We start from the raw sequence: 20,782 nt of genomic DNA on the forward strand, positions 1-20,782 counted from the left end.
CCGGGGATGACGGCGAAGGTGCCCAAGGCGGTGTACGAGGCGGAGCTCTTCCGGCTGCAGTCCGAGCTGGTGACGCTCCAGGAGTGGGTGCGGAGCACCGGCGCCCGCGTGGTCGTGGTGTTCGAGGGCCGCGACGCCGCCGGCAAGGGCGGCACGATCAAGCGGATCGCCGAGTACCTCAGTCCCCGCGTCGCCCGCATCGCGGCCCTGCCCGCACCGACCGAGCGCGAGCGCGGCCAGTGGTACTTCCAGCGGTACATCGCGCACCTGCCCGCCGCCGGGGAGCTCGTGCTGTTCGACCGCTCCTGGTACAACCGCGCGGGCGTCGAGAAGGTCATGGGCTTCTGCACGCCCGAGGAGCACGCGCTGTTCCTGGAGCAGGCCCCGGTGTTCGAGCGGATGCTCTCGGACGACGGGATCCTGCTGCGCAAGTACTGGTTCTCCGTGTCGGACGCGGAGCAGCTGCGCCGGTTCCGGTCCCGGCTGCACGACCCGGTGCGGCGGTGGAAGCTCAGCCCCATGGACCTCGAGTCCATCGCACGGTGGGAGGACTACTCCCGGGCCAAGGACGAGATGTTCGCGCACACCGACACCCCCGAGAACCCGTGGTTCGTCGTCGAGTCGGACAAGAAGCGCAACGCCCGGCTCAACATGATGGCCCACCTGCTGTCGACGATCCCGTACCGCGAGGTCGCCCACGAGCCGGTGCACCTGCCCGACCGGCCGCCGGCGCGGGACGACTACGAGCGGCCGCCGCGCGAGCTGTTCACGTCGGTGCCGGACCACGCCGCGACGCTGGCGGGCGACCCGGAGCTCAGCGCCTGAGGCGGTACCGTCACCGGCGATGACCACGCCGACGATCGCCCCCGACGACCCCCGCACCCCTGACGTCCTGGCGCTGCTCACGCGGCACCTGGAGCTCATGTACGAGCTGAGCCCGCCGGAGGAGGTGCACGCCCTGGACGTCGACGGGCTGACCGCGCCGCACGTCACGTTCTGCAGCGCCCGCGACGCCGCCGACGGGACGCTGCTCGGCGTCGGCGCGCTGGCCGAGGTCGCCCCGGGGCACGGCGAGCTGAAGTCGATGCACACCGCCGCGGCGGCACGGCGACGAGGCGTGGCGGCCGCGCTGGTCGAGCACCTCGTCGGGCTCGCGGCCGAGCGGGGCTACGAGCGGGTCAGCCTGGAGACCGGGACGCAGGACGGCTTCGCGGCGGCGCGGGCGGTGTACGCGCGGGCGGGGTTCGAGGAGTGCGGGCCGTTCGGCACCTACCTGCCCAGCCCGTACTCGACGTTCATGACGCTGGACCTCGCGGCCCGCTGACCGGCGCGTCGCCCGCGAGCGGGGGGTCAGCCCGCGGCGGGCGGGGTCAGCCCGCGGCGGGGACGGGGAGGTCCCGCGGCGGGCGGTAGCGGAACTCGCGGTCGGCGTCGGTGATCTCGCGGATCACCCGCGCGGGCACCCCGCCGACCACGACGCCCGGCGGCACGTTCCCGGTGACCACCGCGCCGGCGCCGACGACCGACCCGGCGCCGATCGTCACGCCGGGCAGGATCGTCGCACCGGACCCGATCCACACGTCGTCCTCGATGACGACGGGCGCGGAGAACTGGGACCCGTCACGTCGCAGGTCGGGGTGCACGGGGTGCCCGGTCGTGGAGACCGTCACGTGCGGCGCGAACATGACACGGCTGCCGACGCGGACCTCCACGTCGTCCACCAGCGTGAGCCCGACGTTGACGTAGACGTCGTCGCCGAGGTGCACGTGCCGGCCGTACATCACCCGCAGCGGCGGCTCGACCCACACGCGCTCGCCCACGCTGCCGAGCAGCTCGCGGAGCAGACGCTCGCGCCCGGCGGTGTCGCGGGGGTGGGAGGTGTTGAGCTCGTGCACGAGCTCCTTGCCGCGGGTGCGCGCCTCGTCGAGCGCCTCCAGCCCCGGGCCGCTGTCGGTGTAGAGCTCGTGCGCGGCCATGCGGCGGCGCACCTCGCGCTCGCGGTCGTCCATCCCAGCACCTCTCGTCCCCGGTCGTCCGGAGCATCTTCCCCCGTCCTGCGCCCGGCCCGGAGTGGCGCTCGCCGTCCCGTCGAAATACCGTCGTCGGGCGATCCACCAGTGCAGACGACGGAGGCGATGTGCCGCACAGCGAGGGCGGGTTCGGCGACCGGCCCCAGACCGACGCCGGACTGCCCGCGTCCCGTCCCCCCGCCCGGTTCGTGCCCGTCCGGACCTGGCAGCTCGACACCGTCCGGGACCTCGCGATGGTCCGGCGGGAGCTCCTCGTCGCCATCACCGCGGAGGACGCACCGGTGCAGCTCCGCCTGGACCGCGTCCCCGAGAACATGGTGCTGGTCGCCTCCGAGCTGGCCACCAACGCCCTGGAGCACGGACGCCCGCCGACCAGCCTGACGCTGTCCGCCGACACCCGGGACTACCTGCTCGACGTGTGCGACAGCGACGTGAGCTCCGCCCCGGTCGTCGCCGGGGACCGGCCCACCGGCGCGGGCGGCTTCGGCCTCGTGATCGCGCGCCGGCTGTCGCAGGACGTCGGCTGGTACACCACCGGCGACACGAAGCACGTCTGGGCGGTCTTCCCCGCGCAGCACTGAGGCGCCCTGGTCGCCCCGCGCCCATGGTGCCGTCTCACTGCGCCGGACTGTGTACGGTCACAGTGCGAGAAGGGGGTGCGACTGCGTCACCGCGCTGGGACTCCGCACAGGCATTCCCGCCGATCCTGTGACCGTGTACAGTCCCGTCACCACGCGCCCGGACGCCGCTGCCGTCGTCCCGCTCGGCCCCGGGCCCGTTCGACCGACGACGTTCGACGGGAAGGACCGTCCGCATGCACGCACTCCCCCGCGGGGCCGGCCGGCTCGGCGCACTGGCCGCTGCCGGCGCGCTTCTGCTCACCACGCTCGCCGCCCCCGCCGCCCAGGCAGGCGACGACGGCCCGGTGCAGGCCGGCATCGTCGTGCCGAAGGTCGACGGCCTGAGCGACGACTTCATCACCGGCGTCGACGTCTCCTCCGTCCTGTCCGAGGAGGCCAGCGGCGTCGTCTACCGCGACGCGTCGGGTGCGCCCGCGGACCTGTTCGCCGTGCTCGCCGACTCCGGTGTGAACTACGTGCGCGTCCGCGTCTGGAACGACCCGTACGACGCCCAGGGCCGCGGGTACGGCGGCGGCACCGTCGACGTGGACCGCGCCGTGGAGATCGGCCGGCGCGCCACCGCGCACGGCATGCGGGTGCTGGTCGACTTCCACTACTCGGACTTCTGGGCCGACCCCGCCAAGTTCCAGGCCCCGAAGGCGTGGGAGGCGCTGACGGTCGAGCAGAAGGCCACCGCGGTGCACGACTTCACCGCCGACGCCCTGACGGACTTCGCGGACGCCGGCGTGGACGTCGGGATGGTCCAGGTCGGCAACGAGACCAACAACGGCGTCGCCGGCGTCACCGGCTGGGACGGCATGGCGCAGCTGTTCAACGCCGGCAGCCTCGCGGTCCGCGAGGTGCTGCCCGACGCCCTGGTCGCCGTGCACCTCACCAACCCCGAGACCGCGGGCCGGTACGCGACGGCCGCGGCTGAGCTCGACAGCCGGGGCGTGGACTACGACGTGTTCGCGTCGTCCTACTACCCGTACTGGCACGGCACCCTGGGCAACCTCACCGCGGTCCTGCAGCACGTCGCGACGACCTACGGCAAGAAGGTCATGGTCGCGGAGACGTCGTGGAGCCAGACGCTCGAGGACGGCGACGGTCACCCGAACGTCATCACCGCGCAGAACACCACGCACCAGTACCCCGTCTCGGTGCAGGGCCAGGCGAGCGCGGTGCGCGACGTGGTGGACGCCGTCGCGGACGTCGGCCCAGCGGGCATCGGCGTCTTCTACTGGGAGCCCGCGTGGATCCCGGTCGGTCCGCCGAGCGCGCTCGCGAGCAACCAGGAGCTCTGGGAGCGGGACGGCTCCGGGTGGGCGTCCTCCTTCGCCGGCGAATACGACCCCGACGACGCCGGCCAGTACTTCGGCGGCTCGGCGTGGGACAACCAGGCGATGTTCGACGCGACCGGCCGGCCGCTGGAGTCGCTCAAGGTGTTCGCGTACGTGCGCACCGGGGCGACCGCACCGCGCGCGGTCACGTCCGTGGAGCAGGTGCGCGTCACCGTCGTCGAGGGGCAGCCCGTCACGCTGCCCGCCACCGTCCAGGTCAGCTACAACGACGGCTCGGTCGAGGCCCAGGCCGTGACGTGGAGCGGCGCGGCGGGCTGGATCGACGGACCCGGGGAGTACCCGGTGCCCGGCACGACCTCCTCCGGCACCGCGGTCACCGCGACGGTCGTGGTCGAGGCGCAGAACCACCTGCGCGACCCGGGGTTCGAGGACGCCGGCGCGTCGGCGTGGACGCTCACCGGCACCGGCGCGTCGATCGGCCCGAGCAGCGACGCGGCCGCCGGGGCGCGGGCGCTGTCGTTCTGGGCCGCCGGCCCGTACGGCTTCGGCCTCACGCAGCAGGTCACCGGGCTCCCGGCCGGTGACTACACACTGACCGCGTCGGGCCAGGGCGGTGCGATCGGCACCGGTGACCAGCTGCTGCTCGGCGCGACCGCCGGCGGGACGTCCGCGTCGGCGCCGTTCGCCCTCACCGGGTGGCGGGTCTGGTCCAGGCCGGCCGTCCCGGTGCACGTGGGCTCCGACGGCGTCGCGACCGTCTCCGTCACCGGCACCCTGTCCGGCGGGGCGTGGGGCACGGTCGACGAGGTCCGCCTCGTCCGCACCGCGACGGGTGGCGCGGACACCGCGGCGCTCGCGGCCCTGGTGCAGCAGGCGGCCGGGGTCGAGCGCGACCGGTACACCCCGGCGTCCCTCGCGGCGCTGGACGAGGCGGTCGCCGCCGCGCGTGTCGTGCTCGCGGCGCAGGCCCCGACGGCGGAGCGGGTGGCCGCGGTGACGGAGCTGCTGACCGGCGCACTGGCGGCGCTGACGGAGCCGGGGCAGCCCGGGCAGCCGGGCCAGCCCGGCCAGCAGCCGACCCCCGCCCCGACGACCCCGGCCCCGGCCGCTCCGTCGGTCACGCCGGCGGCCGCCGCGACCCCGCAGATCGCGCTCAGCCGCGAGCGGGTCCGCGCCGGAGGCACCGTCACGGTCACGGTGCACGGCCTGACCGTCCCGGAGGTGGAGATCGGCGTGGCCAGCACGTACCGGGCGCTCACCCGGGCGGCAGCCGTCGACGGCACCGTGACCGCGACCGTCACGATCCCCGCGGACCTCGCGCCGGGGGTGCACCACGTGCAGGTCCGGGCGCTCGACGGGACCCTGCTGGCGCAGGTCGAGATCGTGGTGCTGGGCCGCGGGGCGCTCGCCCGCACGGGCGCCGAGCCGGCGCCCGCCGTGGCCGCGGCGGCCCTCCTGCTGCTGGCGGGCGCGGGGCTGGTCGCGGTGCGCCGCCGCACGCGCCGGGGGTGACGGGCCGGGTGCGGCTGGTGCGGTGCCGGCCCGTCAGTCCGCGGTGACCTCCGTGACGCGGCCGTCCTCGACGTGCCACCGGCGGGTGAGCCGCACGCTGTCGAGCATCCGGCGGTCGTGCGTCACCAGCAGCACCGTGCCGTCGAACGCCTCCAGCGCCTGCTCGAGCTGCTCGATCGCCGGCAGGTCCAGGTGGTTCGTCGGCTCGTCGAGCACCAGCAGGTTCACGCCCCGGGCCTGCAGCAGGGCGAGCGCCGCGCGGGTGCGCTCCCCCGGGGACAGGGACGACGCGGGCCGTCCGACGTGGTGCCCGCCCAGCCCGAACTTCGCGAGCAGCGTCCGGACGTCCGCGGTGCTCCACTCCGGGACCAGCCGCGAGAACGCGTCGGCGAGCGGGGCGTCGTCCTCGAACGCCGCGCGCGCCTGGTCGACCTCGCCGACCAGCACGCCGGACCCGAGGTCGACGCGGCCCTCGTCGGGAGCCAGCCGGCCCAGCAGCAGCCCCAGCAGCGTGGTCTTGCCCGCGCCGTTGGGCCCGGTGATCGCGACCCGGTCCTGCCAGTCGAGCTGCACGTCGACGGGCCCCAGCGTGAACTCCCCGAGGCGGACGGTCGCGGCGCGCGCCGCGGCGACGACCGTCCCGGACCGTGGCGCGGCCGCGATGGTCATCTGCAGCTGCCACTCCTTGCGGGGCTCCGCCACGACGTCCAGCCGCTCGATCAGCCGCTCCGTCTGCCGGGCCTTCGCCGCCTGCTTCTCCGAGGAGTCCGCCCGGAACTTCCGGCCGATCTTGTCGTTGTCGGACGACTTGCGGCGGGCGTTCTTCACGCCCTTGTCCATCCACGCGCGCTGCATCCGCGCGCGCGCCGACAGGGCGTCCCGGCGGCTGGCGTAGTCCTCGTACGCCTCGCGGGCCTGGCGGCGGGCCGTCGACCGCTCCTCCAGGTAGGCGTCGTAGGACCCGCCGTAGACCGCGACCCGCTGCAGGCTGCGGTCGATCTCCACGACCGACGTCACCGTCCGGCTGAGGAACTCGCGGTCGTGGCTCACCACCACCACCGGCGCGTCCACCCGGTCGACGAAGTCCTCCAGCAGGGCGAGGCCCTCCAGGTCCAGGTCGTTCGTCGGCTCGTCCAGCAGGTAGAGGTCGTACCGGGACAGCAGCAGCGCCGCCAGCCCCACGCGCGCCGCCTGCCCGCCGGACAGCGCCGTCATCGGCAGCTCCGGGTCGACGTCGAGCCCGAGGTCCGCCAGCACCGAACCCCGCCGCGAGTCGAGGTCGCCGCCGCCCAGACCCATCCACCGTTCCAGCGCCTCGGCGAACTCGTCGTCGGCGCCCGGCTCCCCCGTCGCGAGCCGCTCCGCCGCGGTGTCCATGGCGACCTGCGCGGGCCCGACGCCGGTGCGCCGCTCCAGGTGCGCGCGCACCGACTCGTCCTCGCGGCGCTCGATCTCCTGCGCGAGGTACCCCAGCTGCGCGTGCGGCGGGGACACCGCGACGGTGCCGGAGTCGGGAGCCCGGTGCCCCGCGAGGATGCGCAGCAGCGTCGACTTCCCCGCACCGTTCGGCCCGACCAGCCCGACCACGTCCCCGGGGGCGACGACGAGGTCGACGCCGGAGAACAGCTCGCGGTCGCCGAACCCCGCACCGACTCCCTTGGCCTGCACGGTGGCACTCATGGGTCCATTGTCGGGTGCCGGCGCGTGGCGGCCGTCCACGCCCCGGCCGGGGCAGACGCCCGCGGGCCTGTCAGGCTGTCGGGTCCGCCGCCGGCTCCGGCACAGGGCCGTCGAGCCGGCCGCTCCGGCGCAGCCAGCGCTCGGCCAGCAGGGTGCACATCGGCGGCACGGACGCAGCGAGCGCCACCAGCGTCACCCACCATCCCCACCGCAGTCTGACCCCGGCCACCACGGTGAGGCCGGCGTAGGCCAGGAACACGAGCCCGTGCGCCTGGCCGAAGACCTGCACGCCGACCTCGGTGGTGTGCGTGACGTGCTTGAGGAACATCCCGACCAGCAGCCCTGCCCACGTCGCCGCCTCCAAGACCGCGACGATCCGGAACGCCTGGGCGTCCGGGTGGGTGACCTGCTTCATGCGGGGGCTCCTCGTACTGGCGGGCGAGACCGGACGACGGTAGCCCAGGAGCTCGATCCCACTCGCCCGTCGTGTCACGGGTCGAGCGCTGAACGGCAGCATCACCGCCAGACGGCCCGCCGCGCCCCCACCCGGGTGACGAGCGCAGCGAGAACGAGCACCCCTGCCATCAGCGCGTAGCCGGCCCAGCTCCCGGCGCCCGCCAGCACCGGCTCCGGGCAGCGCGGCACGTCGCAGACGAAAGCGCTGTCACGGCCGACGTCCTCCGACCGGATGAAGGCGTGCACCACGGCGGCGGGCGTCCTCAGTCCCAGGACGAGGACGGGCATCAACGTCTCCACGACCAGGACGTAGACGAGCAGCAGCACCACGACACCGACGTCCGAGCGTGACAGCGCCCCCAGCGCCGCCCCGGAGCTCGCGCCCACCAGGACCACGAGTCCACCGCGCGCGATCATGAGCGCTGCGCCGACCAGGTCCGCTCCCGATGTGGAGCCTCTCAGGGACGCCACCGCCAGCAGCAGGGCCGTCACGAGCACAGCAGCGCACGCGGCGACGAGCATCGACGAGACCGCCCACACCACAAGTCGTGCGAGCGCCGGCCGCGAGCGGGAGGAGTGACGGCGGAACGTGGCCCCGACGGCCCCGGTACGCCAGTCGCCGCCCACCAGCAACGCGCCTCCGACGAACGCGAGCAGAGCGCACCCGACCAGGAACCACGCCAGGTCGTGGGGGAACTGACCGGCGAACATGTAGCGAGGCTCGACATACGTGTGCGCCGGCAGCGTCTGCTCCCCGAACAGCGCCGACAGAGAGGCGGCCTCACGTTCTGAGCTCCGCACCGCCGCTGTCGTGTCGGCGGAGCTGGTCAGAGCGCGAAGGAGGACCAGCGCCACGGTCAGGGCCCCGGTGGCCACGGCCGTTCCGCGCGCCGCACGCCGTCGCGGCTGGATGTACAGCTCCGCCAGCAGCGCCGCTCTCACCGCAGCGTCCCACGCCGGGTGCCGGGACCCGGCGCTGCTGCGTGGAGCCGGTAGATCCGCTCGAAGACCGAGGCGTCGGTCGTCGACTCCTCGAGCTCGACGTGGCCTCGCAGGGCAGCGGTGATCTCCCCCAGGGAGGGACCGGCGTCGACATGGAGCCCGCGTGCACCCACCACCGCGCCCCAACCCTCGCGCCGCACGACGTCCCACGCCGCGCGGTCGTCGCTGGTGCGCAGCACGTGCCCAGGCGGTGTGAGCCCAGCGGTGACCTGGGGTACCGGTCCGTCGACGGTGACCCGGCCTCGTCGCAGGCACGTCACCCCGTCGCAGACGAGCTCGAGCCGCGCGAGGTCGTGCGAGCAGATCACCACGGTGCGACCGTCGTCGCGCAGGTCGGCCAGCAGTGCGAGAAGCGCGTCGACGCCTTGCGGGTCCAGGCCGGTGGTCGGCTCGTCCAGCACGATGATCGGCGACTCCGCGACGAGCGCCACAGCGATCGCCACCCGCTGCGCCATGCCGGTGGACAGCTGGCCGAACCGGCGACCCAGGAACGGCCCGACCCCGCATCGTGCGACAGCGGCGTCGACGGCCCGGGCGGAGGCCCGCTCGAGTCGACGCCGATGGTCGAGGATCTGCCGGACCCGCAGCTCCCGTGGCATCCCCGCCGCGACGAACAGCACCGTCGGCACCCCGGCAGACCGGATCACACCACCGCTCACAGGGATCAGGCCCGCGAGTGCGCGCATCAACGTCGTCTTCCCGGCACCGTTGTGCCCGAGGACCGCGTGGACCGATCCGGCCGGAACGTCGAAGCTCACGTCACGCACCAGGTCGCGTCGCGCCCGGCGCACGGTGACCCCGGCGAACTCGACCGCGGCGGTCGCCATCAGCTCTCGGACACCGCGCACACCACCGGTGTGGCCGGCCCGTCCCACCGGTCCTCGGGGACGACCGCGATCTGCAACAGCCCCGCCACCTGGACACCGCGCCGATCGGCGTACTCCTGCACGGCCGGTTCGCACGCCGCGGTGGCATACCCGATCACCACCGCCTCCGACGGCTGCGCCACGGGAGCGTCCGCGCCGACCGTCACCACGGCCTCGATGGCGACGGAACGTCTCTTCATGGCTACGTCCTCTCGTTGGTGCGCTTGTTCACCGCGACGGTGCAGGTGAGCTCACCTCCCACAGGAGACCAGCAGCGGTCACCTACCCGGACCGTCTACGGGGCGGCAGGGCAGGCTGAGTGGTCACTCGCTGGAGAAGATGAGTGCTGGCGACGACGTCCGCCCAGCACCTACGGAATCCCGGCCCCGGGCGGAACTCGATCACGGCCCGTGTCGATCCGGGGGCTTCCCGTGCGACCTCGGAGGTGAGAGGGTCCGGCTCGCGGACCACCGAACGAAGGAGACGGCGCGATGTCGAAGTACATGCTGATCATGCGGGGCACCGACGAGGGCGTCGCCGCGTACCAGGACACGGACTTCCGCGAGGTCATCGCGGCGATGGGCCGCTACAACGAGTCGATGATGCAGGCGGGCGTCCTCGTCGCCGGCGAGGGCCTCAGCGACGCGGCCGAGGGCGCGGTCGTCGACTTCTCCGGGGACACCCCGGTCGTCACCGACGGCCCCTACGGCGAGACCAAGGAGCTGTTCAACGGCTTCTGGACGGTCGACGTCGCCACCCAGGAGGAGGCCGTCGAGTGGGCGAAGCGCGCGCCGCTGCAGGGCCCGGGCAACAAGATCGAGGTGCGCCGGATCAACAGCCCCGAGGACTTCCCGCAGGACGACGAGTGGATCCAGAAGGAGGCCGTGTGGCGCGAGCAGCTCGGGACCAACTGACCGGTCCCGACGCCGGGCGGCGCGCCGTCGAGGCGGTGTGGCGCATCGAGTCCGCCCGCATCGTCGGCGCGCTCGCCCGGTACACCGGTGACTTCCCGCTCGCCGAGGACGTCGCGTCCGAGGCGCTGGCGGAGGCGCTGGTCGCGTGGCCCCGCGACGGGGTGCCGCGGGACCCGGTCGGCTGGCTGCTGACGGTCGGCCGGCGGCGGGCGATCGACGCGTTCCGGCGCCGGTCGGGCCGTGACGAGAGGTACGCCGCCCTCGGCCGGGAGCTCGCGGAGGGCGGCGCGCACACCGGGGCGACGCCGGACCGGCCCGGCGACCCGGACGTCCTGTGGGACCCGGACCGCATCGAGGACGACCGGCTCGCGCTGCTGTTCATCGCGTGCCACCCCGTGCTGTCCAAGGAGGCGCGGCTCGCGCTGACCCTGCGGGTGGTGGGCGGGCTGACCAGCGAGCAGGTCGCCGCGTCCCTGCTGGTGCCGGTGCCGACGGTGCAGGCGCGGATCACGCGGGCGAAGAAGACCCTGGCGGCGGCCCGCGTGCCGTTCGAGGTGCCGCCCGCGGCCGAGCGCGCCGAGCGGCTGGGGTCCGTGCTGAACGTGGTGTACGTGCTGTTCACGGAGGGCTCGTCGGCCTCGACCGGCGACTCCTGGCTGCGGCTCGACCTGGCGGACGAGGCGGTCCGGCTCGCGCGCGTGCTGGTGCAGCTGGTGCCCGACGAGCCCGAGGCCCAGGGGCTGCTGGCGCTGCTCGAGCTCACCGCCGCCCGGTTCCCCGCGCGCACGGGTCCCGACGGCGAGCCGGTGCTGCTCGCGGACCAGGACCGGCGGCGCTGGGACCGTTCGGCGATCCGGCGGGGCCGCGCGGCGCTCGCCCGGGCGACGACCTCCGGACGCCCGCTCGGGCCGTACGGGCTGCAGGCCTCGATCGCCGAGCAGCACGCGCTCGCACCGTCCGTGCCGGGCACCGACTGGGAACGGATCGTCGTGCTCTACGAGGCGCTGGGCCGCGTGGCGCCGTCACCCGTCGTGGAGCTGAACCGGGCCGTCGCCGTGTCGATGGCCACGGGCCCGGCGGCGGCGCTGCCCCTGGTCGACGCGCTCGCGACCGACGCGACCCTGGGAGGCACCTACCTCGTGCCCAGCGTGCGGGGCGAGCTGCTCGCGCAGCTCGGGCGGACGGCGGAGGCGCGGGCCGAGCTGGAGTCCGCCGCGCGGCTGTGCGGCAACGCCCGCGAGCGCGCGGTCCTGGAACGCAAGGCCGCGGCGCTCTGACCCGGGGGGCGGCCCCGCCCGTCGCGTCGCGCCGTGCCGCGCCGTGCGTCGAGGTCGTCAGTCGCGCACGAGGTCGTCCCGCAGGACGGACGACCTCGTGCCGGTGTGACGACCTCGCGGGCCGCCGCCGCGCGCGACCGTCCCGGGCGTCAGGCGACGAGGTCGACCAGCGCGCCCAGAAGCGCCGTCGCCCCGAGGCCGATCGCCATCCACACGACCATGCTGCCGCCGACCCACACCGCGAGCCGGGCCCGGGAGCCCTCCTCCCAGCGCGGCGCGGGGTCGTGGCGCAGGTGGCGCACGACCTCACGGAGCTGGGGCAGGGTGCCGGTGGGTGCGGTGATCGCGGGGGTGGTCATGACGGCTCTCCTCGTGGGCGAGATGGGTGGGCGGCCGGGGTCGCCGGCACTCCGCCATCATCGGCCGCGGGAGGCGCGCCGTCATGGGCATTTCGGCCCGGCCGGGCGGGTCAGCCCCCGGGCGGGAGGGGCAGGCGTCGCACGCTGCGGAACAGCCGCGGCGACCCGTCGACGGGGTCGGTGAACGCGAGCTCCCCGGCGAGCAGCTGCAGCGGCCGGCTGACGTCGTCGACCTCGACGTCCAGCACGTCCGGGTACAGGGGGTCGTCGACGATCGGGATGCCGAGCCCGAGCAGGTGCAGCCGCAGCTGGTGCGTCCGGCCGGTGCGCGGGGACAGGCGGTACACCCCCCGGCCGTCGACCTCCCGCTCCAGCTCCACGAGCGTCTCGGCGTTCACCGGCGCGTCCGGCACGACCTGCGCCTGCCACGAGCCCCGCTCCTTGCGGATGTGGTTCCGGACGACGACCGGCAGCGCGAGGTCCGGGCGCAGCGGGGCCAGCGCCCAGTAGGTCTTGCGGACCTCCCGCCGCTCGAACGCCGTCTGGTACGGCCCGCGCCACCGGGCCTCGGTCGCGAGCATCAGCAGGCCGGACGTGACGCGGTCCAGCCGGTGCAGCGGCGACAGCTCCGGCAGCCCGAGCTCCGCGCGCAGCCGGACGACGACGCTCTGCATGACGTGCCGGCCGCGCGGGATCGAGGACAGGAACGGCGGCTTGTCGACGACGACGAGCCGCTCGTCGCGGTGCACCACGTGGATCGCGCCGGGGACCTCGGGCTCCTCGCGCAGGTCCCGGTGGAACCACACGAACCGGTGCGGCGCGTAGGGGTCGTCGTCCCGGACCGGGCGGCCGTCCGCGTCGACGAACCGCTGGTCGGCCAGCATCCCGGGGACGTCCACGTGCTCGGGGAGCCGGTCCCGCAGCCAGGCGCCCATGGTCGCCCACGCGACGGGCCGCGAGCGGTCCGTGTCGGGGGTGCGCAGCCAGGCGGCGCTCAGCCCGTGGCGCGCCGGGAGCGGGGAACGCGGAGGCACCCGGCGATGCTACGGCCCGCGCTCAGCCCCCCCGCGCCCGCCGAGATGGCAGTCCCGGCCTGCGGCGCCCCCGCGGCGCAGAGGCGGGCGCTGTCATCTCGGCAGCAGGCCGGACGCGGCCACGAGCGCGCGGGGTGGCGTGTGCGCGGGGGTGGCGTGTGCGCGACGGTGACATGGCACCGGCGGATCCGGCCGGTGCTACGAGAGCAGCCCCCGCGCCGCCCGGGACGGGTCGGGCCCCCAGACGTCGCGTCGCCCGCCGGCGTGCGCCACCGCCGCCACCACGAGCGCGAGCTGCCGCGGTCCGAGGGTCATCAGCTCGCCCAGCCGGACCGCAGGGGCGTCGTCGACGCCGGACAACGAGGCGGCGAGCAGCAGCAGCCGCCGCTCCCCGGGGGACACCCCCTCCACGAACGCGGACACGGCCGCGAAGTCGATCCACGGCCCCGGCACGTTCCCGGTCGGCGTCCCCCGCCGGACCCACGGGTCCTCCGGGCGCGCGAACCCGGCGCGGATGAGCAGCTCGGTCGCGGCCTCCAGCGGGTCGATCCCCCGCGCCCAGGCGCGCAGGCCGGCGTGCAGCCCGGTCACGTCATCCACGACGCACCCCGGGCCCGCCGCGACCGCTCACCGGCCACCCGCGCGCCGGCGGAGCTGCCCGATGCGCAGGGACGCGAAGACCAGCACGACCACGCCGACCGCGACGCCGGCGATCAGGAGGGCGAGGGCGAGCGGGGCGGTCCCGCTCATCCCGAGGAACGACACCGCCACCGGGCCCGTGTTCTGGAGCATGAACACGATCAGCGCGATGAGCAGGAGCACCCCGACGCTGATGCCGAACCACGCCGCGCTGGTGCGCGTGCCCGCACCGCGCTGGCGGATGGCGCGCGGTTCGCGGGTCCGCGGGACGGCCGGCTCACGGGTGTGCGGGGAGAGGGGGCTGGAAGCGGGCTGGACGGGCATGACGCCCTCCGATGCTGCTGGATCCGGGTCGTCGCCCCACTGGGAGGTCCTCGACACCGGGCTGGTCCCGAGTTTACGCCGGTCACGCCGGGCAGCGCCGGACAGCCGGGGTGGCCCGGGCCCTGTTCGTGCCACCGTCCGCGGGTCTACGGTCGGCCCATGATCATCTTCCTGATCCGGGTGCTGATCTACCTCGGCTCCGCGGCCCTCGGCCTGTGGATCACGTCCCTCGTGCTCGACGGGTTTCACCTCAGCGCCAGCGGTTTCGTCACGGCGGTGCTCGTGTTCACCGTCGCGCAGGCGATCCTCACGCCGTTCATCGCGAAGATCACGCGCCAGTACGCCAGCGCGTTCCTCGGCGGGATCGGGCTGGTGTCCACGTTCGTGGCCCTGCTGATCGCCCAGGCGATCTCCGGCGGGCTGGAGGTCACGGGCGGTGCGGCGACGTGGATCGCGGCGGTCGTGCTCGTGTGGCTCGTGACCGCCCTGGCGACGTGGCTGCTGCCGTTCGTGTTCCTGCGCAAGCGGCTGGAGCAGCGGCGCGCGGCGGCCGGCGGGCCCGCCGGGCGCTAGTCCCTGCGCCAGCGGGTCAGCTGCATCGTCAGCGCCCAGGCAGAGACAGCGGACAGCCCGACCACGCAGACGACGACGGCACTGGGCGGGTCGTCGTCGCGCAGCAGCAGCACGAGGCCGAGGAGCGCGACCAGGGGGAACACCCCGAGCAGCAGGGCCTTCGTACGCCTGTCCGGTGCCGGCGCAGCCATGATCTCTCCCTCTCGACCCGCGAGCGCTAGCGCGCGTCGACGTCGCGGTCGCCCGGCCGTGGACCCCGGAACTCCGCGAGCCGGGGGTCGCGGCGCACCCGACGGCGCTCGCTGACCACCACGAACACCGCCCCGGCCACCGCGGCGAGGATGCACCACCACGTCCACGGGGGCATCGGGTCGAGCGACCGCCCGACGACCATGCCGACCAGCGCCAGGCCCGCCAGCACCCCGACGACCTTCGCGGCGGGCGTCATGTCGCGGACCCGGCGGCCCTCGGCGTGGTGGTCCGGCTGCCTGTCGCGCGTGCCACGCCGCACCGCCGCGCGCGTCAGCAGCACGACGCCGCCGATCAGGACCACGCTGATCAGACCCCACACGTCGACGCGCACTCGATGACTCCCGTCTGCTGGACGTCAGTGGCGCCAGTGTGGCAAGAGCCCGGACGGGACGCACGAGGGGGACGGCCCCGTGGACCGTCCCCCTCCCCCGCGCTCCCGCGGCCGGCGTCAGTCGCGCCGGCGCCACCGCGTCCGCGGCGCGAGCAGCGCCGCACCCAGCAGCAGCAAGCCGGCGACCACCGTGAGCAGGGCGACCGTGCCGGCCGACCCGGTCACGGCCAGCGCGCCCCGGCCTGCGGTGAGGACGTCCGGCGCGGCGCCCGCGCCCGCCCCGCCGCCGGACCCGCCGTCCGGGTCGCCGCCGGTCCCGCCGCCCGACCCGCCGCCCGTGGGCAGCAGCACCAGGCCGGCGTCGACCGTCGGGTCCAGGTAGTCCGCCTGCACGCCGTCGCCGGACGTCACGGGCCGGACCCGCCCCTGCCCGGCGCCGAGCGTGACCGTGCGGCTCCACCCGGCCGCGTCGGCGTCCGAGTCGCTCGCGGCGTCGCCCCGCAGCGCGGTGGTGAACCCGTAGCGGGCGGCCGTGGGGCCGTCGAGCACGAACTCGACGCGGTAGTCGCCCGCGGGCAGCAGGTCGAACGCGTACCGCCCGTCGGCGTCCGTGGTGGTGGTCGCCACCGGGACGTCCGAGCCGGCCGGGTAGAGGCGCACGGTGACGCCCGGCACGCCGGGCTCGCCGTCGTCCTGCTGCCCGTCACGGTCCTCGTCGACCCACACACGGTCGCCCAGCGCGTACGTCCGGGACACCGCGACGCCCGCGCGGTTGGGCTCCAGCGTCTCGTGGTCCAGCCCGGACGGGGTGACGCTGGCCGTGGTGACGACCATCGTGTTCCACGCCGGTGCGTCCACGTCCGCGGCCGCCGTGTCGTACGACGTCGCCGAGCGGGTGCGGAAGGTCGCGGTGATCGTCTCCCCCGGCTCGAGGTGGTCCGCCGAGAGGTCCAGGTCGACGCGCACGCCGCGCACCTGCGACAGGTCGTCGACGTCGGCCGCCGGCGTCCAGACGTCCTCGGCGCAGCCGGTGCCGAACGGGTCGGCGGACCGCGGGTCCCCGGTGTAGGCGCAGGTCTCGCCCGCCAGGAGGTACCGCACCGTGCTGGTCGCACCGGCCGGCAGGCCGGTGAGCTGCAGGTCACCGAGGTACGCGGTGGCCCACACGCTGCCGCGGGCGCTCGAGCTCTGCGAGCGCGAGGTCCCGGTGTCGCCGGCGTACGGCAGGACGTCCACCAGGGTGGCGCTCGCGGTCGGCAGGTTGCCGGTGTTGGTCACCCGCAGCCGCCACGTCTCGGTGCCGCCCGGCTGGGTCCGCACGAGGCACGGCGTTCGGTAGAACCCGTCCTCCGGGACGCACGCCTGGCCCGACCCGGAGGTGTTCACCACGCCGGTCGGCATGGCGCCGGGCGCGACGTCCTCGGCCACGTCCTTCACCCGCAGGTAGTTCGGCAGCGCGACCACGTCCACCTCGGCCGACGCCCGCCGGTCGAGCCCGCCGGCGGCGGTGAGGACGAACCCGTTGACCAACGTCGTGCCGGCCGGGGTGCCGGCGCGGACCGCCAGCGGCACGGTGGCCACGACCTGCTCGCCGGGCATGAGGCGCGTGCCCGGCGGGAACGTCACTCGCAGGTCCGTCCCGTCGAGCGTCACGACCGGCTCCGCACCGGCGATCGCCGCGTCGGACGGGGTGACCGCCACGGTCGCGGCGCCGTACGCCTCCGGCGCGTAGACGAGCAGCGCGCCGGACGCGTCGGCCGGCAGCACGTCCGTCAGCACGGGGTCGACGACCGGTGCCGTGCCCGTGTTGGTGACGGTCAGCCGGAACGGCAGCCGCGTGCCGGGGCCGGTGGTCGTGGTCGCCGGGGTCTTCGACACGGCCGCGTCGAGCACGCCGTCGGTGACCGTGTACGTCGCCTCGGCCGGGTCCAGCACGACGGGCGTCGGCTGGTGCTCGGCCTGCACGGTGCCGGTCACGACGTTGGTGAGCGTGCCGGCCGGGACCTCGGCGCCGGTGCTGCGCAGCTCGGCGCGCGGCCGGAGCGTGAACAGGGCGGTCGCGCCCTCGAACCCGCCGACCTCGCGGTTCTCGAACCACGACCCGGACGGTGCCGTGAACGTCACCCGCACGCCGGTCACGTCCGCGGCGGACGTGCCGTCAGGGAGCGTGGCGGCGCCGTCGGGCAGCGGCGGCATCGTGGTGCTGACGCCCGGGGGCAGCGCGCTGGTCACCGGGGCTGTCCATGAACCCGCCACGCGGTACTGCACGGCGGCGGTGTACCCGGCGCCGTCCGCGGCGGTCACGCCGGCCAGCGCCTCCAGGCCCACCAGGTCGAACGCGTCCCAGAACTGCTCGGACGTGTCCTCCAGCACGTACTGCGCCGGCCGGCTGACCGACGCGTCGCTGACGCGGCGGGCCGTCAGCGACAGGCGGACGATGCGGCCCGGGTCGGCGGAGTAGCGGGTGCCGGTGCCCGGGGACACCGACTTCGCCAGCGCGCCGTCGAGCGGCTGCAGGGCCTCCGGGTACAGGACGGTGGACGCCTGCGCCGCGTCGGACGGCGTGCCGTCCCCGAGGTCACCGAGCAGGGTGTTGGTCAGCAGGGTGCTGGGCGCGCCGTCCACGGTGCCGGAGATCGGCGCACCGCTGCGGGTGGTGCCGCGCAGCACCGTGTCGGCGACGACCCGCAGCACCGCGCCGTCCGGCAGGGTGCCGTCCGCGCGGGCCTCGACCGACACGACGTCGGCCAGGTCCTCAGCCGAGAGCTCCGCGACCGCGGACGCCGAGCCGAGGTCGTGCAGGACGCCGCCGTCCGCCGCGCGCAGCACCACCCGGAGGGTCCCGGTGCCCGAGGGCGCGGTGACAGTCAGGTGCGTGAGGTCCACGTGGTCGAAGGCGTTGCCCGCGGTCTGCGGGTCGGGGTCGGTCAGCCGCAGGGTGCCGACCGGGATGCCGGTGACGTTCTGCACCTGCATGGTCAACCGGTTCTGCGGCCGCTCGGCGCCCGCGTCGGTGTTGTCCACGCCGATCAGCGCGGACGCGTCACGCCACGACTTGCTCGCGTCCACCCGGCGGATGTCCACGGGGTCGTCGCCGGGCCCGAAGGTGACGTCGTCGTCGGCCGGCGCGACACCGGTCAGCCCGGCGCCCACCCCCGTGCCGGTGCCGGTGGCGGTCACGGTGTTCCGCAGCGTCGTCCCGGCCGGCTGCGCGCCGTCCAGGGCGAGCACGAGCGTCACGCGCGGACCGAACGACCCGTCGACCGGCAGAGACGCGCCGGTCGCGGTCCACACGACGCGCACGCCGTCGACCCGGTCACCGTCCGCCGGCACCGCGACGTCGAGCAGCGCGGCGGCGTCCGTGGTGGGACCGGCCACGGTGGACCAGGCACCCCCGCGGCGCACCAGCACCTCGGCGCGCGAGCCGGCCGGCACCTGCACCGAGCCGATCCGGTCCAGCACCGCGGCGTCCCACAGCGGGGAGTCCGGGCCGGCGACGTCCTCGACCACCAGCGAGCCCACCGGGACCGTGGTGTCGGCCGAGACCCGGCCCGTCACGGTCGCGACCAGCTCCTGGCCGTCCGCGCCGGGCAGCGGTGCGCCCGCGGCCTGCTGGGTGAGCGTCTTGGCGGCCGTGGTCACGACCTGCCGGGGGACGACCGTGAGCGCGGCGCTCGCGGTGCGCGGGGTCGCGGCGGTGCCGTCGGCGGCGGTGCCGTCCACGGCGACCTCGTTGGTGAACGACCGCAGACCCGTCCACGCCGGGTCCGTGGTGACGCGGAACGGCACGGCGGCCGCGGCGCCGGCGGTCAGCACGCCGGTGTACTCCACGGTGAAGCCCGTGACGACGGCGCCGGCCGGGGCCGTCGGCCACGCGGTCGTCGAGCCGGTCGGCGGCGTGACCGTCGCGGTGAGCGGGAGGCCCGGCCCGGTGCCCAGCAGCGTCACGGACGCCCCGGTCGCGCCCGCCGGCCAGTCCGCGGCGGGCACCGCGCCCGACCCGTCGGCACCGAAGCCGGCGAAGGCCAGCAGCCCGTCCGCGGTCGCCCCGAGGGGGCCGGCACCGGCGGATGAGGGCTCGGCGATGCGCAGCGCGGACAGCGCGGTGTTGGAGGAGTTCCGGGCAGTCAGGCGGACCACGGAGGGCTGCCCGGCGACCACCTCGGCGCGGGCGGCACCGTCGAACGTCTTGCCCGCGGCGACCTCGACGGTCACCGGGTTGATCTGGAAGTCCGCGGACGCGGTGGCGGACGCGTCGCCGCGGGGCGTGCTCAGCGTGGCGGCCGCGGTGTTGGTGACGCGGGTCGTCGCGTCGCGCGGCGCCGAGCCCGACTGGCCCAGCACCAGCGGGACGCTGCCGGCCGCGCCGCCCGCGACGATCGTGCCGTCGGGGGTCGTGCCGCCGTCGAACCGCAGGACGACCGCCGTCACCGACGCGAGGTCCACGCCGTCGGCGTCGATCTCCTGGCCCGGCAGGAACGGGCCGAGCGTGGTGGTGCCGTCCGCCGTCGTCAGGTCGACGCTCAGGGAGGAGGCTCCCTCGGGGGCGGTCCACGCGCCGAGGGAGCGGAGCTCCAGCGGGGTCCCCGGCCCGAAGGCCGCCGGCGCCCCGGCGGCGGGGTCGGTCACCGTGAGCGCCGTCGCGGCGACGGGCGAGGTGTTGCGCGCCCCGAGCGTCGCGGTGACATCACCGGCCTCGCCGGCGACCTGGTCGGAGGGGGCGATCTGCTTGGTCAGCGCGACCTGGGGCGTGACCGGCACCGCGATGGTGACGGTGGCCGCGGCCTGCGCGGGGTCGGCGTTCGTCGCGGTGGCGTCGGCGGTGTTCGTCACCGCGCGCCCGTCCCAGGACAGCGGCGTCGCGGCGGGCAGCGTGCTCCGCAGCAGCACCGACACGCTCTGGCCCGCGGCGAGGCCGACGACGCCCGGGTGGTTCGCGTCCGTCTCCTGGAACGCGACGCGCACGTCGTTCCCCGTGACCGTCACGGCCGCCTGGCCGGTCTGCTCGGACTGGACGGCGACCCCGTCGGCGTCGAGCACGAACGGCTCCGGCACCACGTCGGCGACCGTGACGTCCTCGCAGAACGCGACGATCGACTCGCAGGTCACCTCCACGGTCCACGTGATCCGGTCCCCCGGCCGCGCGGTCGCCGCCGACGCGGTCTTCCGCACCGTCAGCGTCCCGCGGTCGCCCTCGGCCGCGCTCGCGGCCCCCGGCGCGGCCACGGTCAGCACCGCCGTCACGAGCATCAACGCCAGCACGGTCACCAGTGCGGTCAACCGCGCCACCGGCTGCCCGATCGACGCGAGCCCACGCCCACGTCCCGTTCCCCAGGTCATCCCCACGTCCATCCGTCTCGACATCGCCGGTGGTGGTCGAGCGCTCGTGCGCGCACGTCCGGCTGATCGGACATCGGGGTGGGGCGGGGGTGACCGGAGGTGAGTGCCGGGGTGAACGGCGGGGCACAGGCGGCAGCGGGGCAGCGGCGAGCGGGAGGGCACGCCATAAGGCCTCCGCACCGAGCAACCGCGCAGGTGCAGGGGACGGCGTGCCTTGACACCCCGCGTCGTCCGCCTCGATTCGCGCGGCTGCGGCGACTCCGGCACCCGCC

20 protein-coding genes are annotated in these 20,782 nt (G+C 75.4%); 7 read left to right on the forward strand and 13 right to left on the reverse strand.

Annotated elements, in window-relative coordinates; translation table 11 throughout:
• Nucleotides 1–6 precede the first annotated feature (6 nt).
• Entirely contained in the window at nt 7–825 is an 819-nt protein-coding gene (gene ppk2 / locus KJP73_RS03825; protein WP_213281430.1) for a polyphosphate kinase 2, read from the forward strand.
• Between the two features lie 19 nt (nt 826–844).
• Entirely contained in the window at nt 845–1,324 is a 480-nt protein-coding gene (locus tag KJP73_RS03830) for a GNAT family N-acetyltransferase (RefSeq protein ID WP_213281432.1), read from the forward strand.
• Between the two features lie 46 nt (nt 1,325–1,370).
• On the opposite strand, the gene KJP73_RS03835 is transcribed toward KJP73_RS03830, so the two are convergent.
• Entirely contained in the window at nt 1,371–2,009 is a 639-nt protein-coding gene (locus KJP73_RS03835; protein WP_213281434.1) for a sugar O-acetyltransferase, read from the reverse strand.
• 128 nt (nt 2,010–2,137) lie between these two features.
• Here KJP73_RS03835 and KJP73_RS03840 point away from each other — a divergent pair, with 128 nt between their 5' ends.
• Together KJP73_RS03840 and KJP73_RS19470 are read left to right on the forward strand one after the other, a co-directional pair.
• Nucleotides 2,138–2,611, forward strand: a complete 474-nt coding sequence (locus KJP73_RS03840) for an ATP-binding protein (RefSeq protein ID WP_213281435.1) — start codon at nt 2,138–2,140, stop codon at nt 2,609–2,611.
• 233 nt (nt 2,612–2,844) lie between these two features.
• Entirely contained in the window at nt 2,845–5,463 is a 2,619-nt protein-coding gene (locus KJP73_RS19470) for a glycosyl hydrolase 53 family protein (RefSeq protein ID WP_283770212.1), read from the forward strand.
• Between the two features lie 33 nt (nt 5,464–5,496).
• Here KJP73_RS19470 and KJP73_RS03850 read toward each other — a convergent pair whose 3' ends face one another.
• The 5 genes from KJP73_RS03850 to KJP73_RS03870 form a co-directional block, all read right to left on the reverse strand.
• Entirely contained in the window at nt 5,497–7,143 is a 1,647-nt protein-coding gene (locus KJP73_RS03850; RefSeq protein ID WP_213281436.1) for an ABC-F family ATP-binding cassette domain-containing protein, read from the reverse strand.
• A 70-nt stretch (nt 7,144–7,213) separates the two neighbouring features.
• Nucleotides 7,214–7,558, reverse strand: a complete 345-nt coding sequence (locus KJP73_RS03855; RefSeq protein ID WP_213281438.1) for a DUF3817 domain-containing protein — start codon at nt 7,556–7,558, stop codon at nt 7,214–7,216.
• A 101-nt stretch (nt 7,559–7,659) separates the two neighbouring features.
• Nucleotides 7,660–8,541 carry a hypothetical protein gene (locus KJP73_RS03860; protein ID WP_213281439.1) on the reverse strand — a complete coding sequence of 294 codons (882 nt, stop codon included), beginning with the start codon at nt 8,539–8,541 and terminating at the stop codon, nt 7,660–7,662.
• Nucleotides 8,538–9,428 carry an ATP-binding cassette domain-containing protein gene (locus KJP73_RS03865; protein WP_213281440.1) on the reverse strand — a complete coding sequence of 297 codons (891 nt, stop codon included), beginning with the start codon at nt 9,426–9,428 and terminating at the stop codon, nt 8,538–8,540. Before KJP73_RS03865 ends, KJP73_RS03860 begins: the two co-directional genes overlap by 4 nt.
• Complete coding sequence (locus KJP73_RS03870; RefSeq protein ID WP_213281441.1) at nt 9,428–9,667, reverse strand: hypothetical protein; 240 nt, start codon at nt 9,665–9,667, stop codon at nt 9,428–9,430. Before KJP73_RS03870 ends, KJP73_RS03865 begins: the two co-directional genes overlap by 1 nt.
• Before the next feature lie 291 nt (nt 9,668–9,958).
• Between KJP73_RS03870 and KJP73_RS03875 the strand changes: the two genes are divergently transcribed.
• Together KJP73_RS03875 and KJP73_RS03880 are read left to right on the forward strand one after the other, a co-directional pair.
• A complete protein-coding gene (locus KJP73_RS03875; protein ID WP_213281442.1) occupies nt 9,959–10,381 on the forward strand; it encodes a YciI family protein in 423 nt (140 codons plus the stop codon).
• Complete coding sequence (locus KJP73_RS03880) at nt 10,354–11,658, forward strand: RNA polymerase sigma factor (RefSeq protein WP_249669079.1); 1,305 nt, start codon at nt 10,354–10,356, stop codon at nt 11,656–11,658. The genes KJP73_RS03875 and KJP73_RS03880 overlap by 28 nt, the downstream gene beginning before the upstream one ends.
• A 149-nt stretch (nt 11,659–11,807) precedes the next feature.
• Here KJP73_RS03880 and KJP73_RS03885 read toward each other — a convergent pair whose 3' ends face one another.
• From KJP73_RS03885 to KJP73_RS03900, 4 genes are all read right to left on the reverse strand, one after another.
• Nucleotides 11,808–12,017, reverse strand: coding sequence for a hypothetical protein (locus tag KJP73_RS03885; RefSeq protein ID WP_213281443.1), 210 nt, complete (start codon nt 12,015–12,017; stop codon nt 11,808–11,810).
• A 110-nt stretch (nt 12,018–12,127) separates the two neighbouring features.
• Complete coding sequence (locus KJP73_RS03890; RefSeq protein ID WP_213281444.1) at nt 12,128–13,051, reverse strand: pseudouridine synthase; 924 nt, start codon at nt 13,049–13,051, stop codon at nt 12,128–12,130.
• A gap of 198 nt (nt 13,052–13,249) precedes the next feature.
• Nucleotides 13,250–13,651 (reverse strand): hypothetical protein, encoded by a 402-nt coding sequence (locus KJP73_RS03895; RefSeq protein ID WP_213281446.1) that lies wholly within the window; start codon nt 13,649–13,651, stop codon nt 13,250–13,252.
• Between the two features lie 27 nt (nt 13,652–13,678).
• Nucleotides 13,679–14,014: a lipopolysaccharide assembly protein LapA domain-containing protein gene (locus KJP73_RS03900; RefSeq protein WP_213281447.1), complete on the reverse strand. Its 336-nt coding sequence runs from the start codon at nt 14,012–14,014 to the stop codon at nt 13,679–13,681.
• A gap of 159 nt (nt 14,015–14,173) precedes the next feature.
• Here KJP73_RS03900 and KJP73_RS03905 point away from each other — a divergent pair, with 159 nt between their 5' ends.
• Nucleotides 14,174–14,587 (forward strand): phage holin family protein, encoded by a 414-nt coding sequence (locus tag KJP73_RS03905; protein ID WP_213281448.1) that lies wholly within the window; start codon nt 14,174–14,176, stop codon nt 14,585–14,587.
• Here the strand turns inward: KJP73_RS03905 and KJP73_RS03910 are convergent.
• From KJP73_RS03910 to KJP73_RS03920, 3 genes are all read right to left on the reverse strand, one after another.
• Nucleotides 14,584–14,778 (reverse strand): hypothetical protein, encoded by a 195-nt coding sequence (locus KJP73_RS03910; protein WP_213281449.1) that lies wholly within the window; start codon nt 14,776–14,778, stop codon nt 14,584–14,586. The two genes, KJP73_RS03905 and KJP73_RS03910, sit on opposite strands and share 4 nt — an antisense overlap.
• 26 nt (nt 14,779–14,804) lie before the next feature.
• Nucleotides 14,805–15,170: a hypothetical protein gene (locus KJP73_RS03915; protein WP_213281450.1), complete on the reverse strand. Its 366-nt coding sequence runs from the start codon at nt 15,168–15,170 to the stop codon at nt 14,805–14,807.
• Between the two features lie 117 nt (nt 15,171–15,287).
• On the reverse strand, nt 15,288–20,450 hold the full coding sequence (locus tag KJP73_RS03920; RefSeq protein ID WP_213281451.1) for an SdrD B-like domain-containing protein: 5,163 nt from the start codon (nt 20,448–20,450) through the stop codon (nt 15,288–15,290).
• Between the last annotated feature and the right edge of the window lie 332 nt (nt 20,451–20,782).

The sequence above is a fragment of the Cellulomonas hominis genome (assembly GCF_901521055.1).
Lineage (GTDB): Bacteria > Actinomycetota > Actinomycetes > Actinomycetales > Cellulomonadaceae > Cellulomonas > Cellulomonas endometrii.

Excerpts from the sequence above, each read along its gene's own strand:
- KJP73_RS03865 (WP_213281440.1), bottom strand. The coding sequence starts at position 9,428 with ATGGCGACCGCCGCGGTCGAGTTCGCCGGGGTCACCGTGCGCCGGGCG.
- KJP73_RS03835 (WP_213281434.1), bottom strand. The coding sequence starts at position 2,009 with ATGGACGACCGCGAGCGCGAGGTGCGCCGCCGCATGGCCGCGCACGAG.
- KJP73_RS03905 (WP_213281448.1), top strand. The coding sequence starts at position 14,174 with ATGATCATCTTCCTGATCCGGGTGCTGATCTACCTCGGCTCCGCGGCC.
- ppk2 (WP_213281430.1), top strand. The coding sequence starts at position 7 with ATGACGGCGAAGGTGCCCAAGGCGGTGTACGAGGCGGAGCTCTTCCGG.
- KJP73_RS19470 (WP_283770212.1), top strand. The coding sequence starts at position 2,845 with ATGCACGCACTCCCCCGCGGGGCCGGCCGGCTCGGCGCACTGGCCGCT.
- KJP73_RS03875 (WP_213281442.1), top strand. The coding sequence starts at position 9,959 with ATGTCGAAGTACATGCTGATCATGCGGGGCACCGACGAGGGCGTCGCC.
- KJP73_RS03855 (WP_213281438.1), bottom strand. The coding sequence starts at position 7,558 with ATGAAGCAGGTCACCCACCCGGACGCCCAGGCGTTCCGGATCGTCGCG.
- KJP73_RS03870 (WP_213281441.1), bottom strand. The coding sequence starts at position 9,667 with ATGAAGAGACGTTCCGTCGCCATCGAGGCCGTGGTGACGGTCGGCGCG.
- KJP73_RS03885 (WP_213281443.1), bottom strand. The coding sequence starts at position 12,017 with ATGACCACCCCCGCGATCACCGCACCCACCGGCACCCTGCCCCAGCTC.
- KJP73_RS03900 (WP_213281447.1), bottom strand. The coding sequence starts at position 14,014 with ATGCCCGTCCAGCCCGCTTCCAGCCCCCTCTCCCCGCACACCCGTGAG.
- KJP73_RS03830 (WP_213281432.1), top strand. The coding sequence starts at position 845 with ATGACCACGCCGACGATCGCCCCCGACGACCCCCGCACCCCTGACGTC.
- KJP73_RS03850 (WP_213281436.1), bottom strand. The coding sequence starts at position 7,143 with ATGAGTGCCACCGTGCAGGCCAAGGGAGTCGGTGCGGGGTTCGGCGAC.
- KJP73_RS03910 (WP_213281449.1), bottom strand. The coding sequence starts at position 14,778 with ATGGCTGCGCCGGCACCGGACAGGCGTACGAAGGCCCTGCTGCTCGGG.